Origin of the sequence: Nisaea sp., from assembly GCF_039990255.1 — a bacterium.
Classification (GTDB): domain Bacteria; phylum Pseudomonadota; class Alphaproteobacteria; order Thalassobaculales; family Thalassobaculaceae; genus Nisaea.
In genome coordinates this window covers 25,391-43,365 of record NZ_JBDXGG010000022.1, presented here as the reverse complement: position 1 = coordinate 43,365, position 17,975 = coordinate 25,391, and the positions used below count along the sequence as shown (strand labels likewise).

The following is a 17,975-nucleotide window of genomic DNA, read 5'->3' as shown; positions in this document are numbered from 1 at the left end:
CAATTAGGATCCGGTTATAGGCCGCTGCGCCGCCTTTCTGCAACGCCGCGAAAAGTGGACCAAACAGGTATGGCGCGCGTACAAGTTCTCAAACGGATTTTGAAAGTGACCGGACCGGCATGTCCCGCGTGAATGATTTCCAGTCTTTGGCCGAAGCTGCCGTCGCCGTGCTTGAGACCGGTGATACCCGTCAGAAAGCGACGCTCGGTCGCGCTGCGGTCGCGGCATGGAAAAACGGAACCATCAGCGATATCGGCACTGCGACGCCGCCGGACCGCCCCGCACGCCCGGCATTGCCGGCCCTCCGGCCGCCGCGCGAAGTGCCAAAGCGCAAGATCACGAACGCCCCCGCCGGACGGATTGCCCTGCTGCACGCGCTGGCTCATATCGAGCTGAATGCCATCGACCTGTCCTGGGACATCATCGCCCGCTATACCGGCCACGATCTGCCGAGCGAGTTCTATACCGATTGGATGAAGGTTGCCGACGACGAGTCAAAGCATTTCCTACTGATCGCCGACCGGCTGGAAGAGCTTGGCTCCCACTATGGTGCATTGAACGCCCATGACGGGCTCTGGGGCGCAGCGACGGAAACCGCACATGACCTGCTGGCCCGGCTTTCCATCGTACCGCTGGTGTTGGAGGCACGCGGCCTCGACGTTACGCCAGCAATGATCACCAAAATGCGCGAGGTGGGGGACGAGGCAAGTTCGGCCATTCTGCAGATTATCTTCGATGACGAGATTACCCATGTCGCGGTTGGCAAGCGCTGGTTCGACCATGTCTGCGACCGCGAAGGCAAACCCCGGATCGAGACCTGGCAGCACCTTGTACGCACCCATTTCCGAGGCGGCGTCAAACCGCCTTTCAATATCCCGGCCCGTGAACTGGCGGGTTTCGCGGCGGCGTTCTATGTCCCGCTTGGTGAGGAGTTTCTGGCCTCCCAAAAATCCGGCCGGGGCAAAGCTTCGTGAGCGCAATACTGTCGCGCGAGTTCGTTCACCACCTTGTAGCCTCGCGTGCCAGGGTCTGGGAGGCGCTGGCAGATACGGCGCGCTACAACGAATCCATCGGCTTGCCGAAACATGATATCCGCGAAGAGCCACAGCCGGATGGCAGCGTCCGGTTCTACGCAACCGCCAAAATCGGTCCGCTTACCTTGCATTGGGAAGACATCCCGCAGGAATGGTCCACCGGCAACTGGTTCCGGCACCGCCGCTTCTTTCTTAAGGGCCCGCTGAAACAGCTCAACGTCCATGTTCGTTTCGAGGACGTTCCCGACGGGGCCGGATGTATCGTGCATTACCAAATCGATGTTGAGCCCCGGAACCTGATCGGCCGAATCCTCGCCCACAGGGTAATCTTCCCGATGATGGACCGCGACTTCGAACAGACCGCCGTCCGGGTCGAAGAATGGGTACAGGAACAGATCGAAGCACCCTATCCGACAGAGCCCGTGGAGCTGGACGACGCACATAGCCAGCGGCTTGAGAGCGCGCTCGCTCGACTCGACGCTTCCCGTTACAGCCATGGCCTCGGACGCAGGTTCACAGACTGGCTGCTTTCGGCACATGAAGTCGACCTTATGCATATCCGCCCACTGCGCCTGGCCCGGCAATGGGAAGAGAACGAACGGCATGTTATCGAGCTGTGCCTGCAGGCTGTGAAGGATGGTCTGCTCGAAAGCCGCTGGGACCTGCTGTGCCCCCGCTGCAAGGGAGCCAAACTGACGACATCCAGCCTCGACGCACTGCCGCAGGGCGCACATTGCCCCTCCTGCAATATCAGCTACGACAGGGATTTCGCCCGCAATGTAGAGCTGACTTTCCAGCCGGCGGCCAGTATCCGCAAAGTCGAGCACGGTGAATTTTGTCTCTTTGGCCCGATGTCGACGCCCCATGTCCGCCTGCAGATAAGGGTCGCACCTCACGGCAGCGAGAGCGTCGAGACCGTGCTCGCGCCAGGTTCTTACCGAATACGAACACTGGAACCAGGGCCGGAACGAATTCTGGACTTCTCGGGTGGCAACTTCCCGGCGATTGCGGTCGATGAAACGGAAATCGAAGCTGAAGCGGAAGGAGTGGCTGCCGGTGCGGTTACGCTGAAGAACCGCTGCCAACGCCCCAGGGTATTTATCGTCGAGTCACGGGAATGGGCCGAAGATGCTCTCACAGCTCACCGGGTGACCAGCCTTCAGGCGTTCCGGCATCTGTTTGCCGAGGATGTACTGCGCGGTGGCGACGAGGTCGGCATCGCCCATATCACCCTGATGTTCACCGATCTCAGCGGCTCTACAGCGCTTTATGAGAAAATCGGCGATGCCCCCGCATATGGGCTTGTGCGCGAGCATTTCGAGTTCCTGTCCAGCATTGTGCGCGAGCATGAGGGCGGGGTGGTGAAAACTATTGGCGACGCAGTCATGGCCAGCTTCACCGAACCGGAATCCGGCATTCAGGCCGCGCTTGCGATCCGTGAGCATGTTCTTGAGTTCAACCTGGAACATCCAGACAACCCCATAGGCCTGAAACTCGGCCTGCATTCCGGGCCCTGCATCGCCGTCACCCTGAACGGTCGGTTCGACTACTTCGGCGGCACCGTCAACATGGCGGCCCGCCTGCAGGGTGAGGCAGGACCGGGCGAGATCATCATCAGCGAGGCCATCGCGGGTGATCCAGCGGTGGCGGAAATTCTCAAATCGAAATGGCTGGAGCAGGATCGCCGCGTTATAAGAGGGTTCAAGGAACCCGTCACATTCCGGCGCCTCCCGCCGGAGGGCACTATGCTCAAAGCAGACTGACCACGACCAGACCAACAGCGAAAGGCCACGCCCAGATGAGCCCGGACTCCGCTCAGCATTCGAACACTCCAAAGATCGAGCCTGAAGAAATCCTCGAAGGCATTCTTGACTGGGTCGAGGCGGAAAGCCCGACCACGGACAAGGATGCGGTCAACAAGGTCGCCGACAAGGTTCAGGGGCTCTATGACGGCCTCGGTCTCTCCATTGAACGGACACCGGGACGGGACGGTTACGGAGACATAATCCGGGCCCGAACCGAGAATGCGGCGGGCGAAAAAGGCATCCTCGTGCTCTGCCACATCGACACGGTGCATCCGATCGGAGTTAAGGACGGCGCACTGAAGATCCGTCGCGAGGGCGACGAGGTATATGGCCCCGGCATCTATGACATGAAGGCGGGCGCCTACCTGCCCTACTACGCTTACCGCCACCTGCAGCGCCTCGGCCGCAAGACCGCCTTGCCGATCACGTTCCTCTATGTTTCCGAGGAAGAGGTCGGCAGCCCAATCTCCCAGGCATTCATCGAGGAAGAGGCCCGTAAGGCAAAGTATGTGCTGGTCACCGAGCCGGCCCGGGACGGCGGCAAGGTCGTGGTCGCACGCAAGGGCGTCGGCCGATTCACGATGACCATCACCGGCCGCCCTGCCCATGCCGGTGCCAGATATGAGGACGGCCGCAGTGCGATCAGCGAGTTGGCCAACCAGATCAAGGCCATTGATGCGCTGGTGGATCTCGAGCGCGGGGTGACAACCAATGTCGGCCTGATCAGCGGCGGCACCGCCGTCAATGTCGTCGCACGCGATGTGGTCGCTGAAATCGATCTCCGGGTGCTGACCAAGGCGGACGGCGAAGAAATGACAGCCAAGATTCTCGGCCTGAAAGCCCAGAATCCGGACGTTACCGTAGAGGTCACCGGTGGCATGAACCGCCCACCAATGGAGGCGACCGATGCCAGCATGAAGCTGTTCGAGCATGCCAAGGCCTGCGCGGCCGAAGCCGGGTTCGAGCTTGAAGCCACCGAAACAACCGGCGGCGGCAGCGATGGCAACTTCACCGCGGCCCTCGGCGTGCCGACCCTCGACGGCCTCGGTGCCGACGGCGAAGGCGCCCATACGCTGGACGAGAAGATCTATTTCTCTTCCCTCGAACCCCGCGCGAAAATGTGGGTCCGGCTGCTGGAAACGCTGGAATAAGTATAGACAAAGATACGTTTTCCCGGACTTGATCCGGGACCTTGAAGCCGTAAAGCTTCTTCGAAAGGTCCCGGATCGGGGTCCGGGAAAAACGTCTTCTCTATTTTTCTACTCTGCCGCCACCGCAGAGGCGAGCTGGTGAGAGACGAGCTGGGCGTAGAGTCCGCCTTTCGCCACCAGTCCCTCATGGCTGCCTGTTTCGACCAGCGTACCTTCGCTCAATACCGCGATCATATCCGCGCTGCGGATGGTCGAGAGCCTGTGCGCGATAACGATGGTGGTGCGATCGCTCTGCAATCGGTCGAGAGCCTCGCGAACCGCCCGCTCGTTCACCGCGTCAAGATGCGAGGTCGCCTCATCCAGGATCAGCACCGGCGCGTCCTTCAGGAAAGCCCGGGCGATGGCGACACGCTGGCGCTGACCGCCGGAGAGGCTGGTGCCGCGTTCGCCGACCTTGGTATCCAGTCCGTCCGACAGCATCTCCACCAGATCGCCGAGCGAGGCATGGCGTACCGCCGCCTCCAGATCCGCTTCGCTGGCGTCAGGCCGGGCCAGCATGATGTTGGCGCGGAGCGTGTCGTTGAAGAGGTAGGTATCCTGCGCCACCAGTGCGATCCGACCGCGCAGATCGTCCAGCTTGTAGTCCTTCAGGTCCGTGCCATCCATCAGCACCCGGCCGCTGTCCGGATCCCAGAAGCGCATCAGCATCTGGGCGAGCGTCGTCTTGCCCGCGCCGGAAGTGCCGACCAGCGCCACCGTCTTGCCCGCCGGGATCATCAGGCTGAAATCCCTGATGGCCCGGCGGCTCTGCCCCGGGTAACGGAAGTCGACATCTTCCAGCGTGATTGAGACCGCGCCGGAACGGGCCGGAGCGCCGGGGCCGTCCATCACCGGCACGGGCTCGTTACCGAGGGCATAGACGCGCCGGGTCGAGCCCAACGTATCGGCAAGCTGTCTGCCGATCTGCGCGATCTCGGAGACCGGCAGAAAGGCGGCCATGGCAAGGATAGTGAGCAGCGGCAGCACGCCCACCGCAATCGCGCCGGACGCTGTCAGCCAGGCGCCGGTGACGACCACCGCAAGGCCGCCGAGACCGGTCAGAGCCTCCAGCAGGCTTTGCTGAGCCGTCAGCTCCCGGAAGAACGGCAGGCGCAGATCGATATGGCGCTGACCCAGCGCATCCAGCTTGTCACCGCGCGATGCCTCTTGCTGGAAGGCCACGATCTCGCCGAGCCCCTGTACGCTATCAACCGCGAAAGCACCAAGCTCACCGGACGCCTCGCGGGCTTCCGAGCCCAGGGTGTCGACCCGCCCCCGCATCAGGAACGGGCTGAGGCCAACCGCAACAAGGAACGGTAGCAGGGTCAGGGCCAGGACCGGGTTTTCCATGCCGAGCCAGACCAGCACACCGGCTGGAACCAGAATGGCGACGAAGGCCGGTGCTACCGTGTGGGCGAAGAAATACTCCACCAGTTCGATATCGTGAGTCACCAGCGTCATCAGGTCCCCGGTGCGACGCCGGACCAGATAGGCCGGAGCCAGCGCGTCCAGCTTGCGGAAGGTATCGATCCGCATTTCGGCCAGCAGCCGGAAGGCCATGTCATGGGCAAGCCAGGACTCCAGCCAATGCAGCACACCGGAAAGCGGCGCCACCACCGCCAGCCCCCAGAGATAGGGCGTGAAATCCGTGCCATTCTTCAGGGCGAGTACGACGAAAGCACTCAGCACGCCGACGCCGATAAAGCCGAGTACCCTGAGCACACCGAAGAGGAAGGTGAGCACGAGCTTGCCCTTCCACGGCATGATGACCTTCATCAGTTCGGTGACAACCTCGGTCCAGCTCAGGCCTTCCGCCTTGATGATGCCCTCGGTCGGCGCCTGCATGGCGCCGCCGGGAACGTCGGCAAGACTTTCCGCCGCCGGTTTCACCGCCGCGTCCCGCACCACCGGCTCCGCCGCTTCAGCGGCCTCCGCCTCGCGGGCCTGCTCTGCCATCAGCCCGGCATAGAGCCCGCCCGCCTTCATCAGCGCACCATGCGGGCCTTCCTCAGCCACCTTGCCCTTGTTCAGTACCAGAATGCGGTCGCAATCGATGACGCTGGAAAGACGGTGCGCCAGAACCAGCGTGGTCCGGCCCTTCATCAGCCGATTGAGGGCATCCTGAATAACAGCCTCATTCTCGGCATCCACGGCCGACAGAGCTTCGTCGAGGATCAGGATCGGCGTATCACGCAGCAACGCCCGCGCAATCGCCATACGCTGACGCTGGCCACCGGAAAGCTTGATACCGCGCTCGCCAATCACCGTGCCGTAGCCTTCGGGAAGGCCTTCGATAAAGTCATGGATATTGGCAGCTTGAGCGGCGGAAACCACGGAGGCGTGATCCGCGTCGGGCCGACCCATGCGGATGTTTTCCTCCACCGTACCGTGGAACAGGAAGGTATCCTGGTTCACTACCGAGATCATCGAGCGGATCTGCTCGAAGGGCAGCGCGTCGAGCGACTTGCCGCCAAGCATAATCCGGCCTTCAGTCGGATCGAAGAAGCGCAAAAGCAGGCGAACGACAGAGCTTTTGCCACAACCGCTTGGACCGACTAGGCCGATCCGCTCGCCCGGCTTCACCGCGAAACTGAGCCCCTGATGCACGGTGCGCGGCGCGCCCGGATAATGGAAGCCGACATCTTCGAAGGTAATCGAGGCCTCAAGCGGTGCCGTGCCAGACGCAATCGCATCTACCACGTCAGGCTCGCCGTCCAGCACCCGGTAGATGCCCTTGGCGGCGGACAGCCCGACCATGCCTTCATGCAGCACATTGCGCAGCTCGCGCATCGGCCGGAACACCTCGACGCCGAGCATCATGATGACCAGCAGCGACGTCAGCTCAAGCTGTCCTTCTGTCACCCGATAGGCACCGAGGCCGAGCGCCAAAGCTGCACCGCAGGCAATGGCGCTGTCTGTGATGCCACGGGCCAGCACGTTGCCGCTCAACACCCACATGGTGCTCCGAAACACTTCCCGCGCCTTCACTTCCAGCGTATCGCCGCGTGCCTTGCTCTGGCCGAAAGCCTTCAGGGTGGCGAGGCCTTGGAGAGAATCGAGGAACTCGGCGGCGAAAGATGAGTAGGCCTCCTGCCGCCGGCGGGCACTGCGCTCATTCGAGCTGTGCCAGAGCGCCGGCGCGAACACCGCCAGCAACGCAAACACCAGCATGACCAGTGCAACCGGCAAGTCGATCCAGGCAACGAAGGCAAAGATGAGCAATGGGGCTAACAGGGAGACAGCAAGCTGCGGCAGATACTGGCCGAAATAGACCTCCAGCCGGTCTACAGCGTCTGTCAGAGCCAGTGTGATGGCACCGGAGCGTTCCCGGCCAACATATGCAGGACCAAGGCTCGCCAGCTTGTCATAGACCTTCCGGCGCAGGCTGACCTGCACCTTGGCTGCCGTCTCGTGCGCCACCATGTTGCGCCATTGCTCAACCCAGCCACGGGCGATCATCACCAGGGCAATACCGGCGATCGAGGGCCAGAGATCCTCCAGAGTGTCGCCGGAAAATATCCGGCCGATCAGCCACCCCAAAAGCCCAAGCCGGGCGACGCCGAGACTGACACCGAGCAGGCCGATCAGGATCGCCCATGAGATACGGCCGCGCACCCCTTCGGTGAACTGCCACAGTCTGGTTTCGAAATGCATGGTGTATTCCCTTCGGAGAGACCCGGGAGAGAGCCCCTGGTCGAGCGCTCGACAAATTCCAATCCAGATCAGACTATCCGAAAGATAATATTCCCGAATTGGACAAATTTTGCATCGCAGTGAACAATTTTGTACCGCCACTTTGAGAGCCATTCGCACTAAGGTAGCGCCATGCTGACCGACTGGGACGATTACCGGGTGTTTCTGACCCTTGCACGCGAACGGAGCCTGACGGCAGCCGCGAAGGCGCTCAATGTCAGCCACCCCACGGTGGCCCGGCGCGTGAAGTCGCTGGAAGACGCCATCGGCGCCCGCCTGTTCGACCGCTTGCCGGATGGCTATGTGCTGACACCGGCCGCTGAACAATTGATGGCCGACGTACAGGCCATGGACGATGCCGCGCAGGCTATCGAACGGCGAAGCCTCGGCCTTTCAGATACGGCGCGCGGCACGGTACGAATTTCTGTCGGCGAACACATGATGCACTTTTTGACCCAGCATCTCGCCCAGTTGCGCGACCGGCTACCGGAAATCGAAATCGAGCTGCATGTCACCCATCTGATGGCTAACCTCTCCCGGCGGGAAGCGGACATTTCCATCCGTGAGGTTGTGCCGGATGCGGCGGACCTAGTCACTCGGCGGATCGGCCGATTCCACTATGCCGTCTATGGCACGCCACAGCTTGTCGGTCAGGTGACTGGCGGCACAGATACAGACCCGCTTAACGGCTCCCTCGCCTATTTGCCCTGGATCGGATTCGATGAGGAACATCACTACATGCCAGGGCAGGCCTGGCTGCGGCAGATGCTTGGCAACCGCAGCCCGGTGGTGCGGGCCAATAACGGGAACAGCCTTCATCTCGCGGTAAGTGCCGGTGCCGGTGTCACTGTGCTGCCATGCTTTATCGGAGATGCGGACCCGAACCTGGTCCGCGCCACGCCGATTTTGGATGACGTGATCGCCGACCAATGGATGCTGGTTCACCGCGACCTGCGCACCCTGCCCCGAGTCCGCGCCATGATGGACGAGTTGGCGCGTTTGTTTCAGATGGAAAAATCGGTGCTGGAAGGTGTCGCAGGCTAGAACCGCCACCACCCGCACACAAACGTCACCCCGACGAAGGTCGGGGTCCACTGATTATAGAGCCGGGCACATCTTCCATGGATTCCGACCTGCGTCGGAATGACGGTTGATCCAGCGTCTAGTAAAGCACTTCCTTGTAACGCTCGACCATCTCTTCCTGGCTCTCGCCATCGTCCTTCATTCCGAGCTGATCCATGATCATCTTGCCGAGGGTCGGCAGCGTCGAGCGTTCAATCTGCGCCTCCGGGTCCCAGAGCCGGGAACGCATCAGAGCCTTGGCGCAATGCAGGAAGGCTAGATCGACCTTGATCGTCAGCACCGTCGCCGGAAGCCGTTTCTTTACTTCGAATCCGGCGAGCAAGTCGGCATCGTCACGAATCTCTGCGGTGCCCCGAATACGTAGGGTCTCGTCCACACCCGGTATCAGGAAAATCACGGAGCATGTCGGATTCGAGAGGATGTTCGTAAGTGAATCGAGACGGTTGTTTCCTGGTCGATCAGGAATCATAACCGTGTTGCTGTCCGGAACGGCGACAAAGCCCGGGCCGTCTCCTCGCGGCGTGATGTCTACAACACCATCCGCGTTATGAGTCGCTAATAACAGGAACGGAGACAGTTCGATGAAACGCTTGCAATGCGGGTCGAGCGCGCTGAGTTCCTTCTCGACCGCACGCCCTGCCGCAGGCCGATAGATTTCGCGCAGCGCCTCGACCGTTTCGATCTTTACCATAATTTCCGTCCGGGTAAAAAGAAGAGCGCCCATGCTGCGCTGCCGAGCCTTCAACGTCAACTGGGTGCCGTCAGCTCCGTCGGCGCAAAGCCATAAGCCGTAGCGGATTGTGAACACGGAGATGCCCTGCAAGCCGAATCATCTTCGGGCACAGGCGATGCAAGTGGTGACAGCAGGATCGAGCTCCAGCCGCTTCAGCGGGATTTCCTCACCACAGGTAACGCAGTAGCCGAAATCGTCGTCTTCGATCCGAGCCAGGGCCGAAGCGATGCGTTGCAGTTCCAGCCCGCGACGACGTTCCGTTTCCTTGGCCATCGCCTGTCCCTGCAATGCGTCCATACGAGAGAGGCGCCCAACCCGGCTCTGGTCGAGTTCGACCGGATCAGCATCTCCCGTTGCTGCCTTCATCACCGCTTTCAGCTCAGCGCGCCGGGCAAGCAAAAGGTCGCAAAAATAGTCAAAGTCGAACGCCATGGAATTTAGCGTACAACGTGCAGAATCAGTAAACCAGCTGATCGTCACCGCCAGAGCCGCCGATCACCAGCTCACCGCGATCAGAAAGGTCCTTCGCAGCCGTCACCATGTCGGTCTGGGCATCCTCCACGTCCTTAAGACGCATCGGACCCAGCGACTGCATGTCCTCACGCAACAACTTGGCCGCACGTTCGGACATGTTGGAGAAAAACAGGTCTTTCAACTCATCCGAAGCACCCTTCAGTGCGATGGTGAGCTTGTCCTTGTCGACCGAACGGAGCAGCGTCTGCACGCCCGCCGGGTCGATCCGCGTCAAATCCTCGAAAGTAAACATCAGGCTGCGGATCTTCTCCGCACTGTCCTTGTTCCGTTCTTCCAGCGCAGAAAGGAAGCGGGACTCGGTTGCCCGGTCGAGATTATTGAATATCTCGGCCATCATCTCATGGCTGTCACGCCGGTTGGTACGCGCCAGGTTCGACATGAACTCGGTGCGTAGCACGCGCTCCACGTCTTTCTCGACTTCCTTGTTCACCGCTTCCATGCGGAGCATCCGCATGACGACTTCCATGGCAAAGTTTTCCGGCAGGATCGACAGCACCTTACCGGAATGTGCCTGGCCGATCTTACCGAGAATTACAGCGACGGTCTGTGGATACTCGTTCTTCAGGAAATTCGCCAGAACCTGCTCGTTCACGTTGGCGAGCTTGTCCCACATGGTGCGGCCGGCCGGACCGCGGATTTCCTCCATGATGTCGTTGACGCGGTCACCGCCAAGCACTTTGTTGAGCAAGCGCTCCGTCGAGTCCATCGAGCCAACGAGAGAGCCGGTCGAGGAAATCTGCTCCGCGAATTCGACAAAAAGGCGTTCGACGATGTTGGAACTCACCGTACCCAGCCCCGCCATGACCTGGGAGACTTCCTTGATTTCCTCGTCATCAAGCAGCGCAAACAGTCTTGCAGCTTGATCCTCGCCGAGTGACATCAGCAGAATGGCGGACTTCTCCGGACCGGTGATCCCCCGATAATCCTCGCGGACACGCATTCCCATAGCAGCCTTCCCCAAAAAGGCGTCATTCAATATAAGCACACTAATATTATCACAATTCGGGAAACGCCAGAAGTCCATAAAGACGCCGGCCTGAACGTCTAACACCATGTCAGACAGTCAGTGCCGGATAGCGCCAAAAATGCTTCTCTGCGTCAGTGAGCGAAGATCACCGGAATATCGGCCTGATCGAGGATCTGGCGGGTTGCACCGCCAAAAATCAGCTGCGTGAGCCGACTCTGTGTGTAGGCCCCCTTAAGCATCAGATCGGCGCCAAGATCGCGCGAAATCTCGACCATCTTTGCGCCTGGTCCATTCGGCGCCTCGCTCTTGTGCTGCTCGGCCTTGATACCGTGGCCGGCGAGATAGTTCTGCAAAGCCTTGCCATCCGGGCCCGAGGCGTACCAACCTTCTAGCTCAACAATATGAACGGCCTTGGCAGAGCACAGTATCGGCAGGCTTTGCCCGATCAGACGCGCTGTTTCAGTACTCCGGTTCCAGGCGACCACAACTGTATCGCCAAACGCCTTATCCCAGCCTTCCGGCGTTAGCATGACCGGGCGCCCGCCTTCGAACAGGGCCATCTCGAAAAGGGTCTGCCAGTGCGGGCTGCGGGTTGCCCGCGCCACCACGGTTAGATCGAAAATGCGTGATTCCTCGCCAATCTGGCGCCAGTTCGACAGGCGCTGCAACTCGACGGAAACCCGCCCTCCAAGATCGGCAGACAGCCCTTTCTTCACCGCAAGGAACTGCGCTTCGGCCTGCTCCCGCTGAGCGGCAACCTCCTCGTCAATGCCTTCGTAAGACACCACACCGCCGCTCATAGGATCGACAATCACCGGATCCGGCAGGCGCGGATAGAACAAGGCCGTGACATTACCGTCAAACCGGCTCGCAAAGCGCGTTGCGGCGGAAACCGGCGTCACGTCGGCATTATCGGCCCCGAACGGGAGAAGGATTTGTTTCATCGATTGCGTCCCCTTTTCATACCGCAGCGTAGGCCGGTCACGGCACCGAATAAAGACCCGAGCGGTAAAGAAAGCATAGCAGAAATGCGGAAACCTACTCTAACCCAAACTGCCCGTCGCATCGTTCAATGACCAGTCATAGGCATAGTTTATAGCGACACCGTCCGCCATCATCCGCCGCAGACCCGGCAATGCATAAAGACGCAGGTGCGACAGTATTGCCCCGCGCGAGCCGCCAAAATCTTCCGCGTACCATTCATAGAGGCTCGAGAGAGTTGCGGTCCTCCCGTCGGCCCAGACACCGCGTGGGTGATTGACGAAATCGAGCGCCTGTTCGTCCAACAGCCTGTCGACATTCCCACCGCTAAAACCTTGCGCCAAAAGGCCCGGAGACCCGACCGCACCGTAACAAAGCCCATAATGCACACGACCGTCGCGCCAATAAGCGCGCAGGATACCATTGCGGATATCAGAGAGGCTGAGAGGCCGCCCCTCGACCTCGACGATCGGCCTGTCCCATGGCGTTCCATTGCCGAAATCGATGTCACGCACCGACAGCACGAGATAGGCGCGGGCAATCAGGCGCACCACGAGAGCATTGTGCAGATTGAGCCAGAAGGCATATTGCTCCGGCCTGTCGAGCATGCTGACAGGCGTCGCGGCCAATGTGCTCAGATACGTATCGAGCAACTCCCATTCCGCAGTCGGGATCTCACCATAAGGAAGCATCGGGACGTGGTCCGACCTCAACCTCCTATATTTGGAGAGAAACCTGTCCCAGAGGCGATGGTCCACCAGTCTGCGCCCGCCCGGCACATGCGCCCGCCACACCTCCAGCGGCCGCACCGGACCCGGTACAAACGGCTGGTCCGACTGCGGGAAACCTCCAGCGCAGCCGCCGAGTGCTGTCGCAAGAACACCGCCGATCATCATCTGACGACGGTTCGGCCCGCTCTTGGAGGTCACGGAACGGTAGACATCTGTACCGACCCGATCCCTTCGACTTCGTATAGAAACTGTTCGCCCAAACCGGGAAAACGGGTTTTGAGAGTCGATCCTGTCATTACGATCATTCCGGCCTCCAATGCCCGCCCCTGAGTGGAGAGCTCGTTTGCTGCCCAGGCAAGAGCGGTCAACGGATTGCCCAGCGCCGCGCCGGTTACAGCACTCTCTATCTCCCCGTTCGCGTCGAGACGCGTCGGCGTGGCGGTCAGATCAAAACCACGCCAGTCCATGATCGGTGCCCCCAATACGACACCGCCAGACCAGGCATTGTCTGCGACCAGAGTTTTCGCATCGAAATTCTCATAAACCGCGTTGCGGTCCTCGATGAGCTCGAACGCAGGAAACACAGCATCTACGAACGGCGCAATGGAATCCGCATCGTATGTTCCGGCAGGGACCGTACGACCCAGCCGAAGAGCCAATTCGAACTCGATCCCGACATGCTGAAATTCAGCCAGAGAAATTTCCGCGGGCGACGGAACCACAGTTTGGTCGAAGATCGCGCCGAGCAAAGGGTGGTCAACACCCACAAAGGCCTGCATGGCAGCAGATGTCAGCGCGATTTTGTATCCAGCAATGCTCGCGCCGCTCCGTTCCTGGTACATGGAGACAAATGCTTCCTGGGCCCTGTAGGCCTCAGCAATGTCGGAGAGCGCCAATTCGCCGGACAGCGTTTCGTATCGGAGACGGCCCGCATGCTCCTCAAGCAGGTGACGGGCCACAGCCCTTTCCTTCTCCAAATTCCTGCCAGCTTCAGCCATGGAGCGTCCTTCCCTGTGTATTTGCAGACCTTTTGTCTTTTCAAAGACAAGTCTCTCCGATCCAGGACCTTCTCTCAAGGTGGTGCAACGCTTCACGTTACGTCGAGGGACAAGCCCCAGAAACAGCAGCCCGCTGCTCCTGACGCATTCGAACCTTCATTCGAACAATGAATCTTCGTGCAGACCATGACGAAATGATCTTCGGTTGGCCCTCATGCACATTCTGCATAAAGCCCACACAATCTTCGGAAAATTATCTTCATGCGATTTCCGGCCTCTCCTTTCGCCGCCATCGTTCGCACGTATTCGGCAGCCAAGGTCGAATTACCAAACGCCTCTGACGTGACCCTTGAACGCGATCCTGCATATAAAGCTCAACAACAGAACCAGCAGAGGAAATTCAAAGCGGAAAATTATTTGATTCGTTATCCCAGACCCTTAGGTGCACTAAGCTAAAATATGTCAATTTATCAGCAGTGTAGATAGAAGCGCACGAGCGAATTTTCTCATCCGGGGAAAATAATGCGCAATGAGTGCGCATTATTTTCTGGAAATTGATTTCGTTCGAACATATTTACTAACTCATTGAGTTATAACCCATAGGGGAAAGGTGTGAGGCGGCCGACATGGTCATCAAGGGTAAAGTGAAGAAATCGATCAGGAAACAGATACGCCACCAGGGCTTTGCCGAGGTGGATCTGACGCTTGACCAGATTCAGAAACTTCATCTGATCAATGACGACCGCGGCATGGACCGGGAAAATGAACGGTTCTGGAAGCTAGTCCGCGCAATCAGGGATCACGGCTACGCCTCAAGCGACCCACTCCGCATCTTCTATCTCGACGACAGCTTCGTACTGGTAGATGGCGGCCATCGCCTGACTGCGGCTCGCAAGGTGGCTGAAGAATGGCTATCGAACCTGTTCCGCGAAAAGGTCAATTATATCAGCTGCCTCGTCACGGAAGGACCGTTGCAGGATGTCTCGGATAACGATGACCGTTCCCTGACCGCCTGACCAATCATCTCCTGCATCGTTTCTGTACACTTACCCTCCGACACCCCATTGGCAATAGCTGCACTCTCCTGTATCACGTTCGCCTAGGCGGCCCCGTAGCTCAGCAGGATAGAGCGACAGATTCCTAATCTGTAGGTCACAGGTTCGAATCCTGTCGGGGTCACCACTTTTTTCCATTTCAGTCCGAAACGAAATGATGGCTCCAAATTGTAATCTCTGGGGCTGAGGAAACTCTATTCGGGGTAGTAACGCTTGAGGCCGGCAACCATTTATATACTCCGGAAGGTTACCGAAGCTGAATAAGCGCACAATAATGAGCAACTCTCCGATAGTATAAATCAATCATTTCCAGACACTCGAAGACGTCGTATAGCGCATACTATTGTTCTCTTGCCAGATAAGGAGAACAGACATGCAAGCCCATATCGAAACTGCGCGTTCATTCTACCGTGAAATGATGACCCTTATTGTCCGATCCGGATACCGCATCTCGATCGAGAGCGACATGACCGAATGGAAACGGATAATGTTAGGTGCGCCCGCCACGACGGCCGTCTCGAGCATGTTCGACCCCGACAAAGCTGACTACCTGCCAAGTGACGCATTTTGGTTACGAGTATCAAACAAGAATGCAGAAACTATCGCAATCATCTGTGACCGGATCATCGAGACCGACGACTTTGTCGGCTTCGTGAAGGAAACCGGAATGTTTGCCGAACCTTGCACGAGACACGCGATCAAGATGGATTTGTCCGGCAAGATCGGTCACGCAGGCGGGCTATGGGTCCACCCGAAAGCCCGCAAGACCGGACTTTCTCAATCTCTACCCCGCCTCGTTCGCGCACTCTCGGTGATTCATTGGGGCGTTGACCGGCACTGCGGCATTATCCTATCCGGCCTTCATGACAAAGGCTTCGGCGCGGGTGTATATGGCTTCGAGCGCGAATGGCTTGGCCTGTCAGGTGACTTCCGTCTTACCGGAAAGGCTGACCGAATCTATTTTATCGACATCAACGCCGAGGAAATCGCCCGGCAACAAGCCTTGGAACTCGACTGTCTTATGAACCACGGCACAAAGAACTTGGTCGACTTCTCGGCCATTTGTGGACAGGGGCATGATCAAGCGGCGGTAAGCGTACCATTGACCAACAGAGCGCGCATGAACCTCGGATAGAGAAACACGGCTTCGGAAGGCTGCGTCGGCATAGAGGCTGGCGAGACTAGACCAGAGTTTTGGGCCAAAGAGCGGCACTGTTTCACCGAAGTATCTCGGCTGAAACCCGCCCGTTACAGTCGTACCGAAGCCGAACCTCTCAAACTCGAACGTCGCAGGCTCATCAGAAACATTCAGAATATGGATGTAAGGCAACACATCCGGCGCACGGCGTGCAATTTCATTGAATGAGATGCCGGATATGCTGGGTGCTCTCCGATTTCCAGCGCGTGACGTAAGGGTAAAGACTTCCGCCAGCTGGTTGTCAACTCCGAGGCGAAAATCCAGTTTGTCATACGTAACGACAGCGGCTGGATCCTCTCCTTTGATGACATCAAGGCGCATACCGTCTGTGATCACACTACCACCGCCAGACAGATCCCTGCATTCTGGAAAAGCGGCAGGATCGTGACATCGCACAAAGAGCCGGCGCTGACCGTATATCGTCGCGCGCCATCTTCCGAGCGCGTGATATCGCTTTCAATGATCCTGACAATAATCTCGGCAACTTCTGCGGTTACCTGTGACCCGCATTCGATTACCTCAACCCGACTATCCATGAGCTGGAAGAGCACATGACAAGGACCGGAGAGTGATGGCTGAGAAGCGATGGCTGTCAGAACGGCTTCACGATTATCAGTCCTTGCAAGCTCATAATAGAGCCTGAGCGCGGCCATAGCCGTCTCCGGGATATCATCCACGAAATCAGTTTCCCGCCAGCTATGCAGCGGTAAAAGATCTTCGTTGGGCCGCAATGCCGTTCCCCTAAGCATCCTAAATACAGATTATTACCTTGAAAGCCCGCGTACTTTATGGCGACTTTTTGAGGTATGTCTATACCGAAAGCATGCGCTCGGCTTCTATTTCATGACATGAGAAACCAGTGCAGAAGACGGCCCGCCGCGGCAATAACGGTTGCACCTGCGTACCAAAGCAAGATGCTCCAGCCAAACTCACGAACAATTTGCGGCATCAGAGGCACCATCTCCATTGCTGGTTTTCACTTGATAACCGATAGGAATGGCCGATTAATCAATGATTCCAGGCGAAAATAACGCAGTCACGCGGTTGTGCGAATTCCCCAGGAGTGACGGGTTCCGAGAGCCGCGCGAGGCTCAGCACAAGCAAAAAAAGGCTGCACATAAGCAGGGCGAATGTGTTGGGACGCCGCAGAAACTACAAGCCTATGAAAGATTGCAGGCGTCAGCCCTAGAGCCCGATGGCCTCACCTTCGCGGAGGATGGCCGGATCATACGCCTTACGAGCGAAGACTTGCCGGACCATAGGCTCGAAATGCCCCAGCGGCCGCGACTCATAATTCGGGTCGAACGAGGCTTGGTCCCAGCGCTCGCAGAAGGCCGCGCAGGTCTCGAAACAGGGATGATCCCGGAAGCGGTCGCGGGCGTTACGGTCCCAGTTGTAGTGATGTGCATAATAGAGCATCTGGAAGATCCCATGATGCTCCACGGTCCAGGCGACCTCCCAACGCACGAAAGGTCGGATCACCTCGGCGGAGAACCGGTCATGGTTCTGCGGCGCGAGCCCATCCCCGATGTCATGCAGCAGCGCACCAACGATCCAGTCGATATCGGCCCCCTCGGCCTCGGCCCGTGTGGCGGATTGCAGCCCATGTTCAAGACGCGTAATCCGGTAACCCGGCAACGTTGCCTCGCCATGCCGCCGTAACTCGTCCAGCACCCGGTCCGCTGTCATTGCGAGATAAGGCTTTTCCCGCTCGTGCAGAAGCGCGTAATCGGCCTTGGTGCCATCTTTCATCTGGGTGAAGGATACCGTTTCGTCCTGTTGGCTCATGCCCCTCCCCTCATTGCTCCGGTCGTCGCATATACCGCTAAAACGCTAGTCGCCCCGGCGGCGAACGTCGGTGCCTGATCGGCGAGAACCCTACCATACAGCGCAAGATCCTCGGCGGCGAAAAATCCTCGGGGCCCAGCCAGGTTGAACCAACCACGAGCGCCTGCCTGGGTATGGTCGACGCA

General features: G+C 58.9%; 15 protein-coding genes and 1 tRNA gene. 7 read left to right on the top strand and 9 right to left on the bottom strand.

From position 1 onward, the window contains the following. The first annotated feature begins 119 nt into the window (after positions 1–119). From ABJ076_RS19545 to ABJ076_RS19535, 3 genes are read left to right on the top strand one after another with little or no spacing between them, the layout of a single operon-like run. Entirely contained in the window at positions 120–974 is an 855-nt protein-coding gene (locus ABJ076_RS19545; protein WP_348190654.1) for a ferritin-like domain-containing protein, read from the top strand. Then, positions 971–2,797 (top strand): adenylate/guanylate cyclase domain-containing protein, encoded by a 1,827-nt coding sequence (locus ABJ076_RS19540; RefSeq protein ID WP_348190651.1) that lies wholly within the window; start codon positions 971–973, stop codon positions 2,795–2,797. The genes ABJ076_RS19545 and ABJ076_RS19540 overlap by 4 nt, the downstream gene beginning before the upstream one ends. 35 nt (positions 2,798–2,832) lie before the next feature. Further along, positions 2,833–3,990: a M20 family metallopeptidase gene (locus ABJ076_RS19535; RefSeq protein ID WP_348190648.1), complete on the top strand. Its 1,158-nt coding sequence runs from the start codon at positions 2,833–2,835 to the stop codon at positions 3,988–3,990. A 108-nt stretch (positions 3,991–4,098) separates the two neighbouring features. Here the strand turns inward: ABJ076_RS19535 and ABJ076_RS19530 are convergent, their stop codons facing one another. Then, entirely contained in the window at positions 4,099–7,683 is a 3,585-nt protein-coding gene (locus tag ABJ076_RS19530; RefSeq protein ID WP_348190645.1) for an ABC transporter ATP-binding protein, read from the bottom strand. A 171-nt stretch (positions 7,684–7,854) separates the two neighbouring features. On the opposite strand from ABJ076_RS19530, the gene ABJ076_RS19525 reads away from it, so the two are divergent. Beyond that, complete coding sequence (locus ABJ076_RS19525) at positions 7,855–8,766, top strand: LysR family transcriptional regulator (RefSeq protein ID WP_348190643.1); 912 nt, start codon at positions 7,855–7,857, stop codon at positions 8,764–8,766. A 118-nt stretch (positions 8,767–8,884) separates the two neighbouring features. Here ABJ076_RS19525 and ABJ076_RS19520 read toward each other — a convergent pair whose 3' ends face one another. The 6 genes from ABJ076_RS19520 to ABJ076_RS19495 all read right to left on the bottom strand — a co-directional run bounded on the left by ABJ076_RS19520 (position 8,885) and on the right by ABJ076_RS19495 (position 13,749). Beyond that, complete coding sequence (locus ABJ076_RS19520; RefSeq protein ID WP_348190641.1) at positions 8,885–9,628, bottom strand: pyridoxamine 5'-phosphate oxidase family protein; 744 nt, start codon at positions 9,626–9,628, stop codon at positions 8,885–8,887. Positions 9,629–9,634: 6 nt separating this feature from the next. Then, the gene (locus ABJ076_RS19515) at positions 9,635–9,970 is read right to left on the bottom strand and encodes a TraR/DksA family transcriptional regulator (protein WP_348190638.1); all 336 of its coding nucleotides are present in this window, start codon (positions 9,968–9,970) and stop codon (positions 9,635–9,637) included. 25 nt (positions 9,971–9,995) lie between these two features. Continuing rightward, entirely contained in the window at positions 9,996–11,018 is a 1,023-nt protein-coding gene (fliG, locus tag ABJ076_RS19510) for a flagellar motor switch protein FliG (RefSeq protein WP_348190635.1), read from the bottom strand. A 152-nt stretch (positions 11,019–11,170) separates the two neighbouring features. After that, positions 11,171–11,983 (bottom strand): universal stress protein, encoded by an 813-nt coding sequence (locus ABJ076_RS19505; protein ID WP_348190632.1) that lies wholly within the window; start codon positions 11,981–11,983, stop codon positions 11,171–11,173. A 99-nt stretch (positions 11,984–12,082) separates the two neighbouring features. Continuing rightward, on the bottom strand, positions 12,083–12,949 hold the full coding sequence (locus ABJ076_RS19500) for a DUF547 domain-containing protein (RefSeq protein WP_348190629.1): 867 nt from the start codon (positions 12,947–12,949) through the stop codon (positions 12,083–12,085). Next, positions 12,946–13,749, bottom strand: coding sequence for a fumarylacetoacetate hydrolase family protein (locus tag ABJ076_RS19495; protein ID WP_348190626.1), 804 nt, complete (start codon positions 13,747–13,749; stop codon positions 12,946–12,948). Before ABJ076_RS19495 ends, ABJ076_RS19500 begins: the two co-directional genes overlap by 4 nt. 626 nt (positions 13,750–14,375) lie before the next feature. On the opposite strand from ABJ076_RS19495, the gene ABJ076_RS19490 reads away from it, so the two are divergent. From ABJ076_RS19490 to ABJ076_RS19480, 3 genes are all read left to right on the top strand, one after another. After that, complete coding sequence (locus ABJ076_RS19490; protein ID WP_348190623.1) at positions 14,376–14,765, top strand: ParB N-terminal domain-containing protein; 390 nt, start codon at positions 14,376–14,378, stop codon at positions 14,763–14,765. An 89-nt stretch (positions 14,766–14,854) separates the two neighbouring features. Next, positions 14,855–14,931, top strand: a tRNA-Arg gene (locus ABJ076_RS19485). A gap of 246 nt (positions 14,932–15,177) precedes the next feature. After that, positions 15,178–15,939, top strand: a complete 762-nt coding sequence (locus ABJ076_RS19480; RefSeq protein ID WP_348202645.1) for a hypothetical protein — start codon at positions 15,178–15,180, stop codon at positions 15,937–15,939. Between the two features lie 395 nt (positions 15,940–16,334). Here the strand turns inward: ABJ076_RS19480 and ABJ076_RS19475 are convergent, their stop codons facing one another. Together ABJ076_RS19475 and ABJ076_RS19470 are read right to left on the bottom strand one after the other, a co-directional pair. Next, positions 16,335–16,679 (bottom strand): hypothetical protein, encoded by a 345-nt coding sequence (locus ABJ076_RS19475; RefSeq protein WP_348190617.1) that lies wholly within the window; start codon positions 16,677–16,679, stop codon positions 16,335–16,337. Between the two features lie 508 nt (positions 16,680–17,187). After that, positions 17,188–17,790: an HD domain-containing protein gene (locus ABJ076_RS19470; RefSeq protein WP_348190614.1), complete on the bottom strand. Its 603-nt coding sequence runs from the start codon at positions 17,788–17,790 to the stop codon at positions 17,188–17,190. Between the last annotated feature and the right edge of the window lie 185 nt (positions 17,791–17,975).

Coding starts and splice junctions, on each gene's coding strand:
- ABJ076_RS19530 (WP_348190645.1), bottom strand. CDS start 7,683: ATGCATTTCGAAACCAGACTGTGGCAGTTCACCGAAGGGGTGCGCGGC.
- ABJ076_RS19515 (WP_348190638.1), bottom strand. CDS start 9,970: ATGGCGTTCGACTTTGACTATTTTTGCGACCTTTTGCTTGCCCGGCGC.
- ABJ076_RS19505 (WP_348190632.1), bottom strand. CDS start 11,983: ATGAAACAAATCCTTCTCCCGTTCGGGGCCGATAATGCCGACGTGACG.
- ABJ076_RS19490 (WP_348190623.1), top strand. CDS start 14,376: ATGGTCATCAAGGGTAAAGTGAAGAAATCGATCAGGAAACAGATACGC.
- ABJ076_RS19525 (WP_348190643.1), top strand. CDS start 7,855: ATGCTGACCGACTGGGACGATTACCGGGTGTTTCTGACCCTTGCACGC.
- ABJ076_RS19480 (WP_348202645.1), top strand. CDS start 15,178: ATGCAAGCCCATATCGAAACTGCGCGTTCATTCTACCGTGAAATGATG.
- ABJ076_RS19545 (WP_348190654.1), top strand. CDS start 120: ATGTCCCGCGTGAATGATTTCCAGTCTTTGGCCGAAGCTGCCGTCGCC.
- ABJ076_RS19470 (WP_348190614.1), bottom strand. CDS start 17,790: ATGAGCCAACAGGACGAAACGGTATCCTTCACCCAGATGAAAGATGGC.
- ABJ076_RS19535 (WP_348190648.1), top strand. CDS start 2,833: ATGAGCCCGGACTCCGCTCAGCATTCGAACACTCCAAAGATCGAGCCT.
- fliG (WP_348190635.1), bottom strand. CDS start 11,018: ATGGGAATGCGTGTCCGCGAGGATTATCGGGGGATCACCGGTCCGGAG.
- ABJ076_RS19495 (WP_348190626.1), bottom strand. CDS start 13,749: ATGGCTGAAGCTGGCAGGAATTTGGAGAAGGAAAGGGCTGTGGCCCGT.